Here is a 14,775-nt window from a genome sequence, read left to right on the forward strand (position 1 = left end):
CAATCAAATTTAAATAGAATAAAAAATGAGTAGAAACACCAAGGATAAGTTATGAGAAATAATACCAATTTGTCACCTATAAAAAATACAAAACCTATTGCGCTATATAATAGTGAGCAGGTTTATGCGATGGAGCAGGCTTGGTTTGCAGAGGGATACGACAGTTTTGGTTTGATGAAACAAGCTGCTTGGCAAATGACACAGCAAATAGAGCAGATTTATGAGCGAAAAACCGTCAGTGCCAGCCATTCTACCAATACTAACGTTTATCACCGTAGTGCTCATCCACGTCGAGCAAGTATCTGGGTAGGGAAAGGTAACAATGGTGGTGATGGTTGGCTTATCGCTCATTATTTACAGCAAGCTGGCTGGCAAGTAGAAGTAATGACGGTTGGTTTTAGCGAAAATGATTTTGTTATCGATGATCAACCAGTAACTTCTAAAAATCCTAGCGATAAACAAAGCGATAGTAGCAATATTACTGACGCGACAAAGGCATTACAGATAGCCCTAGCTAGCAGCTGCAACTATCAACGATTTGAGGGCATTATTAGTCACGATGATGCGGATAAAATAAACTTGCCAGCTGATGTTTATATCGATGCATTATTTGGTATTGGCTTAGATCGTGCACCAGAAGGTATTTATGAATTAGCTATTAACGCTTTTAACAACGCTACTCAGCAAAATAACGCCCTAGCAATAGCAGTTGATATTCCAAGTGGGTTAGTGGCCTCTACCGGTGAAGTTTTCGAACGCATAGCAATACAAGCCGACGTGACTCTATGTTTGATTGCGCGTAAGTTTGGTCTACATACCAAAGATGGTACAGACTATAGCGGAGACGTAGTCGATATACCGTTGATACCTTATCAAATGGCATGTCCGCAAACAGCTAGCCATCATATGGTAGCTGAGAAAAATGCCAGTCAAGCATTTGAGCCAGTTGCTACGCTGCTGACGGCTGCACATAGTATGAAGCCACGTCGCCAGAACAGCTACAAAGGTAGCTATGGTCATGTGCTAGTCATTGGCGGAAATCGTGTTGATGGCTCTCAAGGTATGGGCGGTGCTGCCATACTGTCTGCGGCCAGTACGATGGCGACAGGTGCCGGTAAAATAACAGTTGCCTGCCATGAGGCTTTTCATGGGTCGTTACTGACCTCATTGCCAGATGCGATGACCATTAATTTGCATGACGCAAGCGGCGTAAAAGGTCTGATTAAGCAGGCTAGTGTCGTTGCTATTGGGATGGGACTTGGCCGTGACGAAAAAGCCAAAGCATTATTTATTGATTATGTACAGGCTGCTATAGAGAATGAAAAATCAATTGTGATCGATGCAGATGGACTTTATCACTTGGCATCGCTGCACATGGACAATCATGAGCTAATAGCAGAGCTACGAGAATATAGTACTAATCATCGGGTTTGCTTGACGCCACATAGTGGGGAAGCAGCTAGACTACTTGATCAAAAGATAAGTAAGATTGAGTCAGATAGACTACAAGCTATAAAACAGTGCGCTGCAACATATGGTGGTGACTGGGTATTAAAAGGGGCTGGATCGTTAGTGCTAGAACAAGAAGAGGGAAAAGAGCAAATATATGTCTGTGATATAGGGAATGCTGGCATGGCAACCGCTGGCATGGGTGATGTGTTATCTGGAGTAACCGCTGGACTATTAGCACAGCAAGACTTATCAGCAGAGGCGCGTAGCTTACATCAAGCGGTTCTTATACATGGGTTTGCAGGAGATGTATTAGTCAATCAAGCGAATAGCAACACCAATACATTGCTAGTAGGGCAACGAGGGCTACAAGCTCAAGATATGCCAGCAGCCATTCGTCACGTAATGCAGCTTATGATAATTTGATATTTGCTTTCAGTAGGTCTGACTAGGTAGAAGGGTTGGAGCAATACTGAGTAATCGCTTGCTGAACGCGCTCGCGCTTAAGCTCAATCTCACGACCATCTAGATACTGACGTTTACCGTTAGCATCCATCTCATAGATACGGCCGCCTACATTTAGGTTGGTCAAGTTATTACGTAATGATTGGCAGCGCTGAGCATTAGCCTGAGCTTCTTGTTCTTTAATACGTGCTTCAAGTGCTGCTACTCGTTGTTCTTCTGCCGTTTGAGCATTGCTGCTTTGGTTAGGATCTGTTTTCCCTGCCATTTGTCCTGCGTTGTTCTGTCTACCGTCACTACGAAACTCAATCAGTTCAATATTTTTACCGACTTGGGGCGCATGTTGGCTATATTTTACTTCACCATGTGCACCAATAGATTTATAAACTTGAATGGCTTGACTGGCATTCATGGACAGCATTAGCATACACGCGGTACTCATCAACAGTTTGGCAGCGGTATATATCTTAGACGCATATGCCATAGTAGCAATCCTCTTATTTAATAAAAATCAAATGTATATGGGTGTAAATATAACACTTGAACGTTTTATTGGTAGTAATAATGTATCGACTATCGATTCTAGCAAATAATACTTATCAATGTGTATTATTTAATAACTATTAGTTTGGGATAGGCTTTAGAAGTTTTTCTTGACAATAACTCGTAAACCATCGAATATAATAGCAGTTGATTGGTCAGTGAGCGGCTTTTACGATGTTGCCGTGGCACTTGAGAAAGAAAACGACGAGTTACTTATCGGTAGCTTACGCAGTTTTATTTCCTTTGTGATAATGATATAGCAAGTATAGTGGCATAACGACCACTGTTGATAGCGATACATTGTCTCCGGACTTATCTGTCTACAATGACTAAGATAAACTTATTATTTGAAATGTGCTAAATGTGTTTTTAGCAGTTGTATCAAACGCGATATAGTATGCTGTTAAGAGATTTCCCCAAAGCCTATTGTAAGTTCTAAACATCTTATAATTTAGCATTGGCTATGAAGTTTTTTTGCTTGTGTATATCGATGCATCTGTACAAATAAAGTCACAATAGGTACTTGCTAGTATCGAACCTCAATAATAAGCGCCTTCTTTTATAGATGCACTCGCATCTTGTCACTGTATATCGATAAACATCCATCACAAAGCTGACCTAAAATACACTGCTATGTTTGATTAGTATTGTCCTATGAGACAGTTTTAATTAAACCTATTGGGCAGATATTCTTGATATGGACAAGAATTAGCGATCATTCAGTAAGTAGAAATAATGACGGTAAGTAATTATTTTTACTCATAGAATCCCGCAAATTCTCGCCGCAAAAAAAGGTGATGACAGTGACGCAAACCACGCAAAGTCCGAACATGACGGGACATACCCAGACGGGTAATGCCGCCAAAAATTTTGAACAAAAGCAACAACGTCTTGCAGAAGGTAGTGCACAGCCTGTGATGCTATCGGGCGCTGAAATGCTGGTGCAAGCACTGACTGACGAAGGTGTCGAATACATCTTTGGCTATCCAGGTGGCGCGGTCTTACACATTTATGATGCGCTGTTTCAGCAAGAAAATATTGAGCACATCTTAGTACGTCATGAGCAAGCAGCGGGCCACATGGCCGATGCTTATTCGCGAGTGACTGGTAATACTGGTGTCGTGTTGGCCACATCAGGCCCTGGTGCGACCAATACCGTGACAGCTATTGCTACTGCCTTTATGGATTCTGTACCAATGGTTGTAATCGCAGGTCAGGTACCAAGCAGCCTAATCGGTGAAGATGCTTTCCAAGAAACAGATATGGTAGGTGTATCACGTCCTATCGTTAAGCATAGCTTTCAAGTACGCCATGCTAGCGAAATTCCAATGATTGTAAAAAAGGCATTTTATATTGCCCAGACTGGTCGCCCAGGCCCTGTTGTCATTGATGTGCCAAAAGACATGACTGCGCCTAGCGAAAAGTTCGCTTACGAATATCCAGAAGAAGTATTTATACGCTCGTATCAGCCTTCACTCAAAGGTCATAGTGGTCAAATCAAAAAAGCCATTGAAGCGCTATTAGCAGCGCAGCGTCCTGTTGTATATGCAGGTGGCGGTGTGATTTGGAGCAATGCGCACGAAGAATTAACCGATCTTGCACATCGTCTGAATTTACCAGTGACCAATACCTTGATGGGTCTTGGTACGTTCCCTGGCTCTGATCGTCAGTTCTTAGGTATGCTTGGCATGCACGGTACTTACGAAGCCAATATGAGCATGCATCACGCTGATGTGATTTTAGCTGTCGGCGCGCGTTTTGATGATCGTGTGACCAATAACGTTAAAAAATTCTGCCCTAACGCAACCATCATTCATATCGATATCGATCCTGCGTCAATTTCAAAAACGATTCTTGCGCACATTCCTATCGTAGGTGATGTGAAGTCGGTCTTAACGGACATGCTAGAGATTGTTGGTCAAGACAAGCAGTTAGAGCAGCACGCATTGCTCGATTGGTGGTCACAAATTAATGAGTGGCGTAAGCGTCATGGCTTACGTTATGACACCAGCACAGATAATGGTATTAAGCCACAAAGTGTCGTACAAGCTCTAGATAAAGTGACTAACAGTAACGCTATTATCACAAGTGACGTCGGTCAGCATCAGATGTTTGCGGCACTTTACTATACTTACAATGAGCCACGTCAATGGCTGAATTCAGGTGGTCTTGGTACCATGGGTGTTGGTCTGCCGTATGCAATGGCTGCCAAACTTGCCAACCCTGAGCGTGATGTGGTTTGTATTACTGGCGAAGGCTCTATTCAGATGAATATCCAAGAGCTATCGACCTGCTTGCAATATAACTTACCAGTTAAAATTCTGAACATTAACAATGCGCAGCTAGGTATGGTGAAGCAGTGGCAAGATATGCTGTATGAAGGTCGTCATGCCCAGTCTTATATGAATTCCTTACCAGATTTTGTCAAATTGGCTGAAAGCTATGGTCATGTCGGTATCAAAATTACTGATCCTGCGACTATGGAAGCACAATTGGCTGAAGCAATGGCTATGAAAGACAAACTGGTATTTATCGATGTTTACGTCGATCGTAATGAGCATGTATATCCAATGCAAATCGCTGGACAAGCCATGCGTGATATGTGGTTAACAAAAGGGGAGCGTACCTAATGCAACAACAACATCTGATTTCGGTATTGATGGAAAACGAAGCGGGTTCGTTGTCGCGGTTAGTCGGCTTGTTCTCACAACGTGGCTACAATATCGAAACTTTGAACGTCGCACCTACTGATGACCCAAGTATCTCACGTCTAACGGTTACGACCATTACTTCACCAGAAAGAATTGAGCAAATCACCAAACAATTGCATAAATTGATTGAAGTGGTTAAAGTGCTTAATCTGACGGAGAACGTACACGTTGAGCGTGAATTGATGCTTATTAAAGTCCGTGCAACAGGCGGTGTTCGTGAAGAGATTAAACGTAGCGCAGATATTTTCCGCGCACAAATCGTCGATGTAAATTCGAACTTATATACAATTCAAATCGTGGGCGACAAAGCCAAACTTGATGGTTTTATCGATGTGATTGGCCGTGAGCGCATTATGGAAGTGGTTCGCTCAGGTGTGATTGGTATTGCCCGCGGTGAAAAGACTCTAAGTATTTAATTATTTATCAAAACCAGTTTAAACCAATATTTATTTATCTAATCAACAAAGCGCTTATCTTAGTTATTATATAGACTACAGCATAAGCGCTTACTATCCATGGCAAGCCATGCTTGAGAACAAGGACTCTATTTATGAACGTTTATTATGACAAAGATTGTGACCTATCTATTATCCAAGGTAAAAAAGTTGCCATTATCGGTTACGGTTCACAAGGCCATGCACACGCGCTTAACCTACAAGACTCAGACGTCGATGTAACTGTTGGTCTACGTGCAAACTCAAGCTCATGGAAAAAAGCTGAAAATGCTGGCCTAAAAGTTGCTGAAGTAGAAGAAGCGGTAAAAGCTGCTGACGTTATCATGATTTTAACGCCTGATGAGTTCCAAAAAGAGCTTTATAACGATGTGATCGAGCCAAATATCAAAGAAGGCGCTACACTAGCTTTTGCTCATGGTTTTGCAATCCATTACAACCAAGTGGTACCACGTGGCGATCTTGATGTCATTATGGTTGCACCAAAAGCACCAGGTCATACTGTACGTTCAGAATTTGCTAAAGGCGGCGGTATCCCTGATCTTATCGCTATCTATCAAGACGCTTCTGGTCAAGCCAAACAGTTAGCATTGTCGTATGCTGCTGGCGTTGGTGGTGGTCGTTCAGGCATTATTGAGACAACGTTTAAAGATGAGACTGAAACGGATCTATTCGGTGAGCAAGCCGTACTTTGTGGTGGTGCAGTAGAGCTGGTTAAAATGGGCTTTGAGACACTAACAGAAGCGGGCTATGCACCAGAAATGGCTTATTTCGAATGCCTACATGAGCTAAAGCTTATCGTTGACTTGATGTATGAAGGCGGTATCGCTGACATGAACTATTCAATCAGTAACAACGCTGAATATGGCGAATATGTTACTGGCCCTGAAGTTATTAATGAGCAGTCACGTGAAGCCATGCGTAATGCACTAAAACGCATCCAGTCTGGTGAATACGCGAAAATGTTCATCTCTGAAGGCGCAACCAACTATCCATCAATGACTGCGCGTCGTCGTAACAATGCTGATCATCAAATCGAAATCACTGGTGCTAAGCTACGTGGCATGATGCCATGGATCGGTGGTAACAAAATCATCGATAAAGACAAAAACTAAGTTTTATACAGATAAAAGTCTTATTCAAATAAAAATCTGATTTAGATGAAATAGCCCATGTTATCACTTGATAGCATGGGTTTTTTTATGCAAAGTATTTGATAGATACTTTTCGCTTTGATTTGAATCTGGGTTATCGGTTGAAAACCATTAATTGCTACCCAATATAAGCAGGCACCTTAACATTGGCCAAAGTGCCTTTGCGATTAACATCCGTCATTATTCCAACCCGTTTCTAAGTATTCGAAGCGGGTGAATGCTTCATTCTCACTTTCTATAGATAATAGGTTGTATGCTGTGCAAATATCTTATTCAGACTGGCTAACGCCGCAATTCGTATATATTACTCTTAGCGCTGTGGTAGCGGTTTTAATTTGGATAGAAGGGGAGATGCTCAAACAGACCGATGGTAAACTGCCTCAATCTAAATTTTTTAAAGTCAGTTCATTGTTAGATACTCTATGGTTCTTTATATCGGTAGTGATTTTATACGTTATTGATTTGACCCCATTAGCTATCGCAGTGCCTGCAGCATATGGCATATACACGACCTTTGGCTGGATATATGGTACCAAACTGCTGAAGCGCAAAGGCATCCCTGACTCTCCTAAAGACTTGGTCATTCCAGCCAAGTATATTGCCTATAGTCAGTCATTTTCATTGGTGTTTTTTGCGTTATGTTTGCTTGTATTGAGTTCAGCATGGCTACCAACATCACCATTGCAATGATTGATATTCCAACCTACCATTAACTATGTTGCCTTATATAATTAGTGACCTACTGATGAAGTTGTAGTACATCTATAAATAAAAACTATTTTATATCAATAAGATATAGAGCTGATTACTATCGATGTTAGCTTGCAACAATAGTTAGTATTTATTTACAAAAATCAGCAATTTAGACTGTTCCTACCATGGAAAACTGTTATAATCAGACTGTACTCAAAATATTTGAGGCAAAAAATGCAAATTTTCTTTAAGATTATTTAGCATTTTTGGCCGCCGCATTTAGCAGAAAATATTAGGGTATATATCAATTAATCGGTGATGACACAAGTCTCGCCAACAGTTAAAGAGTCAGGAAAATTTATGTCAGATAAAGTTGAAGGCACTGTAAAGTGGTTTAATGAAGCTAAAGGTTTTGGTTTTATCGCTCAAGACAACGGCGGACAAGACGTATTCGCTCACTACAGCGCTATCCAAGGTAACGGTTTCAAAACTCTAGCCGAAGGCCAAAAAGTGTCTTTCATCTTAGGTGATGGCAAAAAAGGCCCACAAGCTGAGCAAATCGAAGCTATCTAATCTCATTTATTATTAGGCTAACTGCTTGCCAGTAAACTTAATGACAATAAGATTATCAATACGCATTGATTACTTTGTTTGTTAAAACAATAAAAATACTGTATCGACTTTAAAAAGAAGCAACCTCTTATCAGGTTGCTTTTTTTATGGGAGTTTTTTGGTATGACAAAGTGTTGTCAATGTAAATTGCTATTGATTTTGACAGTCAACATCATCAGGTAATAACAAACAATGATTTAATAAAGATGAGATAGATAAGGTTGTATTATGAAGTGGGAAAATTGGCTTGCAATTGACTGGCAACAGATACTGGGTATTTCTATATCCGCAGTAGGTTTTTATTTGGGTCTAATGCTGTTTACACGCCTCATGGGTTTACGTAGCTTTTCTAAGCTATCAAGTCATGATTTTGCTATGACCGTCGGTATTGGTAGTATATTGGCCTCTACTGTATTGTCTGATGAGCCCTCTCTACTACAAGGGTTGTGTGCTGTTGCGGTGCTGTTCGTGATTCAAGGCGTGGTCTCAGTAGTAAGGCGTAAAATAAAGCCACTCAAAGCGTTAATAGACAATCAAGCTATCATATTGATGGCACATGGTGAGTATTTTCCAGATAATTTGCAAGAAGCTAACCTAAGTACGAGCGATGTCCAAGAAGTACTGCGTAAAAACGGTATCAAATCTAAAACTGAGGTATTTGCTGTCATAATGGAAACAACAGGGGATATGAGTGTTGTCAAAAACAGTGAAGTAACTCCTGATCGGTCATTATTTGATGATATACGTGATAGTGAATTGCTGATTGGTTCTAATGTCAGCTCTAACGAAGATAACCAGTAACAAGTGCTGAGTCCCTATCTATTAACGCTAAAGAGATAAATAATAACAAAATGTTAAGTAAGGCTAGGGCTGAGAATGCTATAAAGGTATCAGTAATTACGACTGTCAATTAAAAAAATCGTGGAATAACGTGCTTATAGACCAATTATTTTAGAATGGTGACAAATTTATGACGCATTATTCACGGCGTTGTCTTGACCTTATCTGCATGCTGACGCAAGATACATAGGTCTGATAATAACGGTTGGCTTAGCTTTAGCAGATTTATCGATAAAGTACACATTGCTAATATGATTGTTGATATTGGCTTGTATTTCTTGAGTAATCATATTCTGTTGATGTAGTAATAACCTTGAGTAGTATTTTGAACGACAATTTGAACCACAACGAAAATTGGGTTCTTAACTGATATTTTTAATTCATAACATTAATAAACGAGGAACGTATGAAAGCATTAGTAGCGGTCAAGCGTGTCATTGATTATAACGTAAAAGTTCGTGTAAAAGCCGACAACTCTGGCGTTGACTTATCAAACACTAAAATGTCAATCAACCCTTTTGATGAAATCGCAGTAGAAGAAGCGGTTCGCCTAAAAGAAGCTGGCGTCATTGATGAGATCATTGTTGCTTCAATCGGTCCAAAAGAATCACAAGAGCAGATTCGTGCAGCTTTAGCACTAGGTGCTGACCGTGGTGTATTGGTAGTAAGTGACGAAAAACCATATCCATTACAAGTTGCTAAGATCTTAAAGAACATCGCTGAAACTGAAAGCACTGATATTATCTTGCTAGGTAAACAGGCGATTGATGATGACAACAACCAAACTGGTCAAATGCTAGCGGCATTGATGGGCATCGGTCAGGGTACATTTGCATCAGAAGTGAAGGTTGAAGGCGATAAAGTAAACGTAACACGTGAGATCGATGGTGGCCTGCAAACAGTCGCACTTGATTTACCAGCGGTTATCACGACTGATTTACGTTTGAATGAGCCACGTTATGCTAAATTGCCTAACATCATGAAAGCGAAGAAAAAGCCACTTGATGAAAAAACGCCAGCGGATTTTGGTGTTGATATGGCATCTAAGCAAGAAATTATTAAAGTCGTGCCACCTGCTGAACGTAAAGCTGGTATTACAGTAGGGTCAGTTGATGAGTTGGTCGATAAGCTGAAAAACGAAGCAAAAGTTATTTAATATTTTAATGATTGGATACTTCGCTACGGCATATCCTGTACAAGGTTAAGAATTTGAAGGCTATAAGTTTGACTGCTTTATTTCATATTAAATGATAGTTGCTCAAATAGCTTTGTACACAAACAACCGCATGAATAGATAATACGAATATATAAAGGACTAAAACCATGGCAATTTTGGTATATGCAGAACATGACAATGCCAGTCTAAAAAAGGCAACTTTAAATACAATCGCTGCTGCTAAACAAATGGGTGATGATATCCATGTATTGGTTGCTGGTAGTGGTAGCCAAGCTGTTGCTGATGAAGCGGCAAAAGCAGAAGGCGTGACTAAAGTACTATTGGCTGACAATGCTGCTTATGAGCATCAATTGGCAGGTAACGTAGCGCTATTGGTTGCTGATATCGCTGGTGATTACAGCCATATCCTAGCGGCTGCGACCACGACTGGTAAAAACTTTATGCCACGCGTTGCTGCGTTACTTGACGTCAGCATGCTGTCTGAAATCTCAGGTGTGGTAGATGCGCAAACGTTTGAGCGTCCTATCTATGCAGGTAATGCGACAGCGACAGTAAAAACCACAGAAGACAAAGTGGTACTAACAGTACGTACCACTGCGTTTGACCCAGTGGCAAGCGAAGGCGGTTCAGCGACTGTTGAAACTATCGACAACGTACAAGAAACTGGTAAAGCTAGCTTCGTTAACGAAGAAATGGCTAAGTCTGATCGTCCAGAATTGACATCAGCTGGTATTGTTGTTTCTGGTGGTCGTGCCTTGGCAAATGGTGAAAACTTCACCAAGTACATTGAGCCATTGGCTGATAAGCTAGGCGCTGCTGTTGGTGCATCACGTGCTGCTGTTGACGCAGGATATGTACCAAACGATATGCAGGTCGGTCAAACGGGTAAAATCGTTGCACCGCAGCTATATATCGCAGCTGGTATCTCAGGCGCAATTCAGCATTTGGCTGGTATGAAAGATTCTAAAGTCATCGTTGCTATCAACAATGACCCAGAAGCACCTATCGCTAGCGTTGCTGATTACTTCTTAGAAGCTGATCTATTTGAAGCATTGCCTGAGCTAACTAGCAAGGTTTAATATATAGTCACAGAACTACTAAACGGCTACGGCGTTACCCTCCTTAGATATACTACTTGTACAATCTGCAGTTGGCTGCCTTGTATCCGTTTTAGAATTCTCTGACTATATCAGTAGTAGACAGATAATAAAAAACCCACTATCAATTGGTAGTGGGTTTTTTTATGCTTGATAGGTAGGGTTTTAATAGCAGGTATAAATGGACGCTAAGAGTATTGTCTTTGACGTAAGGTTTCATACAGACATAAAGAGCCTGCAATCGCTACATTTAAGCTCTCTTGACCATTTGGCTGCGGTAATGCTATCGGCGTGGCACATTGCATTAGCTCGTCGCTAACGCCTTGACCTTCATGACCCATAATCCATGCTACAGGTGCAGATAAATCGTGATTGTAAATGATAGTATCTGTATGTGAGCTAGTTGCCAAAAGCGGCACTTGTACTTGATCTAAAATATCTTGTGTACTCAAGCCCTCATAAATAGTCAGTGCAAACTGTGCACCCATACCTGCTCGTAGCGTCTTGGGAGACCAAGCTTGAGCGGTCGCACTGGTACATAAGATATTGCGGATACCAACGGCTGCAGCTGTGCGTAGTAGCGTACCAACATTCCCACTATCCTGTACGTCGTTCAAGATTAAGCAGTCTTCATTGATCATCGATAAGCTAGGCGTTGGTACTTTGATAATCGCCATGATATCGATGCCTGTACCCAAGCTACGAATACTCTCATAGAGTGAGTCTGACAAAGTAAGAATAGGCGTATAAGTGGGCAGGCGAGTCAATATCTGCTGAACTTCAGAGTGGCTACGCGCTGACTCAGACAGTAGTATTTGAGCGAAAGGATAATCACTACGCAGCGCAGCATCTATCAAATGGACGCCTTCTATGACTGTCTGACCGTTCTTTTTACGCTGGCGTGCTTGGGACAACAGTGCTTTTACAAGCTTCACGGTTGTGTTCTTATCTGAGGTAATCAGCTCGGTGGGATTTAATACCATAGTGGATCGCTTAGAGAAGAGTAAAGGAGTCGTTTAGATAACCAGCAAAATATCTATTATTAATTTAGCGTTCTGCTGACTGTTCTTAACAGGCGCGTCAATCAATTATTTCTCAGAATAATTGACGTGTAAGTCTTTCACGTAACTGACTTCGTTTTTGCTACCGAGTACTACTGGTACACGCTGGTGGATATCAGTCGGTTCGATATCTAAGATACGATTGACCGCGTCTGTCGCACCGCCACCCGCGCGTTCAATCAATAAGCTCATTGGGTTGGCTTCATACATCAAGCGTAGTTTACCCGCTTTATGAGCGTATTTGGTATCAAACGGATAAGTGAACAGACCACCGCGACATAAAATACGATGGACGTCACCAACCATGGCTGCTACCCAGCGCGTATTGAAATCACGTCCACGTACACCTGTTTCACCAGCGATTAACTCATCAATGTACTGCTGCATCGGCGCACGCCAGTAGCGATAATTTGAGCTATTGATAGCATACTCGCTCGTATCGGCATCGATTTGAACATTGTCTTCTATCAGCACATAGTCAGAAGTCTCTGGATCTAGGCTAAACATCACAACTTTATCAGCGACGGTTAACGCTAGGACAGTAGAGGTACCATATAGCAGATAACCGGCTGCTAGCTGTTTGTTACCTGCCTGTAGATAGTCGCTGTTTTCACTGGTTTGACCTTGACGTTCATACGGTAAGATAGAAAAAATCGTACCTACAGCCATATTGATATCGATATTTGATGAGCCATCTAATGGGTCAAACAGAACTAATAGACTACCATCGTCATTAGCAGGGGTCGCGTCATCGAGCTCTTCTGAAGCAACGCCTGCACAGTGCGTGTTTTTTGCCAATGCATCTAGCAATAAGTCATTGGCCAGTACGTCGAGCTTTTTCTGATCTTCGCCTTGGACGTTTTGATTACCTGCTTCGCCCAAAATATCTGCTAAAGCGCCTTTTCTGAGCAGTTGTGAAATCGTCTTACCGACATCAGTGACAGTGGTAATCACATCGTTAAGTGCAGGGCTAGTGTCATGTTGGTTTAGATAGTCTGCTAAGGTCGTCATAAGGCTTCCTAATAAATGGTATGGAAAGTAAAAGAACGGATAGGTGTCAAAGTAAAGAAGTAGGTGGCATTTAGCACACCTGAAATAGGTAAATTCTTAAATAGCTTATACGGTATCTTTGTCCCGACCACAAAATCGGCTACACTATATCTATTGTTATTCATTTATAGTTTTGTCAGAATTATTCTCTATGAGAATATAGCATGTCTACTCACGCTTTCTGATTGTCTGCTGAGGCTGTTTTTTGGTCGAATTTGATTACGGTAAATTGTAGCAAATAAGCGTCAAAATGTCCTTTGTATCTATGCCTATCAGTGATAAATGATCGAACAAAGATGAATAAGTGATTACTATAGACTCATATAAACCCACAATAAAGACTCGCCATTATGTCAAATTCTATCGATAGTAGCGCTACACAACCAGTCTCACCGACTGATTATGCAAAATTTGATCCCAATACGATTCATCAAAGGCTCAATACTTCACTAAGTCGTCCGCAGCTCAACACTGATGGCAGTATCCGGCATTTCTTAGGTGTTGAAGGTCTTAACAAAGCACAGCTCAAAGCTATTATCGCAAAAGCAGAGACTTTCTTTGATGAAAACGGACAGCTAATCAATCGTCCTGAGTTAGACGGCTATACGGTCATGAATTTGTTTTTTGAACCATCGACTCGTACCCGGACGACATTCGAGGTTGCCGAAAAACGCTTGGGTGCCAATGTGCTCAATATCGATATCGAACGTTCTAGTACCAAAAAAGGCGAGAGTCTGCGTGATACGCTGTGGAATCTACAGGCAATGACCGCGGATATCTTTGTAGTACGCCATTCAGCATCAGGTGCCGCGCATTTTATGGCGACAGAAGTGACGCCTGATATCGCAATCATTAACGGCGGTGATGGCTGGCATGCGCATCCTACTCAGGGAATGCTCGATATGTTGACCATTCACCGTGAGGCACCGCGCCCATTTGAAGAACTGTCTATCGCGATCGTTGGTGATATTAAGCACTCACGCGTCGCCCGTTCTGATATCAGTGCACTGCAAACGCTAGGTGTGACAGACATCCGTGTTTGTGCGCCGCGCACTTTACTGCCCAAAGGTATTGAGCGTTTTGGTGTACAAGTATATGAAAACATGGACGAGTGTGTCACCGACTGTGATGTCATCATGGGATTAAGAATACAAAATGAGCGTATCGGTTCGCCGCTATTGGCATCCTCAAATGAATACTATAAGCATTATGGAATCACGCCAGAGCGAGTAGCGCTTGCCAAGCCTGATGCGCTAGTTATGCACCCAGGGCCGATGAACCGCGGTGTTGAGATTGCCTCTAGTGTGGCTGATGGCGCGCAATCCGTTATCTTAAAGCAGGTAAATAACGGTATTGCCATTCGAATGGCGGTCTTGTCGCTTGCGATGGAAGGTCAACGTGCTCATCAAGCAGCTGGCAAGTAACAGCTTGCCGCGCGACTTATTCTCATTTATTTCATTTTATTGATACGGTA

13 protein-coding genes are annotated in these 14,775 nt (G+C 41.7%); 10 read left to right on the forward strand and 3 right to left on the reverse strand.

The window, feature by feature from the left end:
- The first annotated feature begins 51 nt into the window (after window positions 1-51).
- The gene (locus CXF69_RS06660; protein ID WP_101204859.1) at window positions 52-1,875 is read left to right on the forward strand and encodes an NAD(P)H-hydrate dehydratase; all 1,824 of its coding nucleotides are present in this window, start codon (window positions 52-54) and stop codon (window positions 1,873-1,875) included.
- 22 nt (window positions 1,876-1,897) lie between these two features.
- Here the strand turns inward: CXF69_RS06660 and CXF69_RS06665 are convergent, their stop codons facing one another.
- Window positions 1,898-2,395: a DUF4124 domain-containing protein gene (locus tag CXF69_RS06665; RefSeq protein WP_101204858.1), complete on the reverse strand. Its 498-nt coding sequence runs from the start codon at window positions 2,393-2,395 to the stop codon at window positions 1,898-1,900.
- Window positions 2,396-3,371: 976 nt separating this feature from the next.
- Here CXF69_RS06665 and CXF69_RS06670 point away from each other — a divergent pair.
- The 8 genes from CXF69_RS06670 (at window position 3,372) to CXF69_RS06705 (ending at window position 11,172) form a co-directional block, all read left to right on the forward strand.
- The gene (locus tag CXF69_RS06670) at window positions 3,372-5,084 is read left to right on the forward strand and encodes an acetolactate synthase 3 large subunit (RefSeq protein WP_198551526.1); all 1,713 of its coding nucleotides are present in this window, start codon (window positions 3,372-3,374) and stop codon (window positions 5,082-5,084) included.
- Window positions 5,084-5,581: an acetolactate synthase small subunit gene (gene ilvN / locus CXF69_RS06675; RefSeq protein WP_057758828.1), complete on the forward strand. Its 498-nt coding sequence runs from the start codon at window positions 5,084-5,086 to the stop codon at window positions 5,579-5,581. The genes CXF69_RS06670 and ilvN overlap by 1 nt, the downstream gene beginning before the upstream one ends.
- 134 nt (window positions 5,582-5,715) lie before the next feature.
- Complete coding sequence (gene ilvC, locus CXF69_RS06680) at window positions 5,716-6,732, forward strand: ketol-acid reductoisomerase (RefSeq protein ID WP_101204856.1); 1,017 nt, start codon at window positions 5,716-5,718, stop codon at window positions 6,730-6,732.
- Between the two features lie 297 nt (window positions 6,733-7,029).
- Entirely contained in the window at window positions 7,030-7,461 is a 432-nt protein-coding gene (locus tag CXF69_RS06685; RefSeq protein ID WP_101204855.1) for a hypothetical protein, read from the forward strand.
- 363 nt (window positions 7,462-7,824) lie between these two features.
- Window positions 7,825-8,037, forward strand: a complete 213-nt coding sequence (locus tag CXF69_RS06690) for a cold-shock protein (protein WP_057758834.1) — start codon at window positions 7,825-7,827, stop codon at window positions 8,035-8,037.
- A 267-nt stretch (window positions 8,038-8,304) separates the two neighbouring features.
- Complete coding sequence (locus CXF69_RS06695) at window positions 8,305-8,877, forward strand: DUF421 domain-containing protein (RefSeq protein ID WP_101204854.1); 573 nt, start codon at window positions 8,305-8,307, stop codon at window positions 8,875-8,877.
- 445 nt (window positions 8,878-9,322) lie between these two features.
- Window positions 9,323-10,072 (forward strand): electron transfer flavoprotein subunit beta/FixA family protein, encoded by a 750-nt coding sequence (locus CXF69_RS06700; protein WP_101204853.1) that lies wholly within the window; start codon window positions 9,323-9,325, stop codon window positions 10,070-10,072.
- Window positions 10,073-10,239: 167 nt separating this feature from the next.
- On the forward strand, window positions 10,240-11,172 hold the full coding sequence (locus tag CXF69_RS06705) for an electron transfer flavoprotein subunit alpha/FixB family protein (RefSeq protein ID WP_057758839.1): 933 nt from the start codon (window positions 10,240-10,242) through the stop codon (window positions 11,170-11,172).
- Between the two features lie 206 nt (window positions 11,173-11,378).
- Here the strand turns inward: CXF69_RS06705 and CXF69_RS06710 are convergent, their stop codons facing one another.
- On the reverse strand, window positions 11,379-12,173 hold the full coding sequence (locus CXF69_RS06710; RefSeq protein ID WP_101204852.1) for a TrmH family RNA methyltransferase: 795 nt from the start codon (window positions 12,171-12,173) through the stop codon (window positions 11,379-11,381).
- A 105-nt stretch (window positions 12,174-12,278) separates the two neighbouring features.
- Window positions 12,279-13,262 carry a class 1 fructose-bisphosphatase gene (locus tag CXF69_RS06715; RefSeq protein ID WP_101204851.1) on the reverse strand — a complete coding sequence of 328 codons (984 nt, stop codon included), beginning with the start codon at window positions 13,260-13,262 and terminating at the stop codon, window positions 12,279-12,281.
- 389 nt (window positions 13,263-13,651) lie between these two features.
- On the opposite strand from CXF69_RS06715, the gene CXF69_RS06720 reads away from it, so the two are divergent.
- Window positions 13,652-14,725: an aspartate carbamoyltransferase catalytic subunit gene (locus tag CXF69_RS06720; protein ID WP_101204850.1), complete on the forward strand. Its 1,074-nt coding sequence runs from the start codon at window positions 13,652-13,654 to the stop codon at window positions 14,723-14,725.
- Window positions 14,726-14,775: the final 50 nt, after the last annotated feature.

The organism is Psychrobacter sp. Choline-02u-9 (assembly GCF_002836505.1).
In the GTDB taxonomy this organism is placed as follows: domain Bacteria; phylum Pseudomonadota; class Gammaproteobacteria; order Pseudomonadales; family Moraxellaceae; genus Psychrobacter.

What these genes read in the sequence shown, in the direction of transcription:
- CXF69_RS06665 (WP_101204858.1), bottom strand. Translation starts at nt 2,395, where the DNA reads ATGGCATATGCGTCTAAGATATATACCGCTGCCAAACTGTTGATGAGT.
- CXF69_RS06710 (WP_101204852.1), bottom strand. Translation starts at nt 12,173, where the DNA reads ATGGTATTAAATCCCACCGAGCTGATTACCTCAGATAAGAACACAACC.
- CXF69_RS06690 (WP_057758834.1), top strand. Translation starts at nt 7,825, where the DNA reads ATGTCAGATAAAGTTGAAGGCACTGTAAAGTGGTTTAATGAAGCTAAA.
- CXF69_RS06695 (WP_101204854.1), top strand. Translation starts at nt 8,305, where the DNA reads ATGAAGTGGGAAAATTGGCTTGCAATTGACTGGCAACAGATACTGGGT.
- CXF69_RS06670 (WP_198551526.1), top strand. Translation starts at nt 3,372, where the DNA reads ATGCTATCGGGCGCTGAAATGCTGGTGCAAGCACTGACTGACGAAGGT.
- CXF69_RS06720 (WP_101204850.1), top strand. Translation starts at nt 13,652, where the DNA reads ATGTCAAATTCTATCGATAGTAGCGCTACACAACCAGTCTCACCGACT.
- ilvN (WP_057758828.1), top strand. Translation starts at nt 5,084, where the DNA reads ATGCAACAACAACATCTGATTTCGGTATTGATGGAAAACGAAGCGGGT.
- ilvC (WP_101204856.1), top strand. Translation starts at nt 5,716, where the DNA reads ATGAACGTTTATTATGACAAAGATTGTGACCTATCTATTATCCAAGGT.
- CXF69_RS06705 (WP_057758839.1), top strand. Translation starts at nt 10,240, where the DNA reads ATGGCAATTTTGGTATATGCAGAACATGACAATGCCAGTCTAAAAAAG.
- CXF69_RS06660 (WP_101204859.1), top strand. Translation starts at nt 52, where the DNA reads ATGAGAAATAATACCAATTTGTCACCTATAAAAAATACAAAACCTATT.
- CXF69_RS06700 (WP_101204853.1), top strand. Translation starts at nt 9,323, where the DNA reads ATGAAAGCATTAGTAGCGGTCAAGCGTGTCATTGATTATAACGTAAAA.
- CXF69_RS06715 (WP_101204851.1), bottom strand. Translation starts at nt 13,262, where the DNA reads ATGACGACCTTAGCAGACTATCTAAACCAACATGACACTAGCCCTGCA.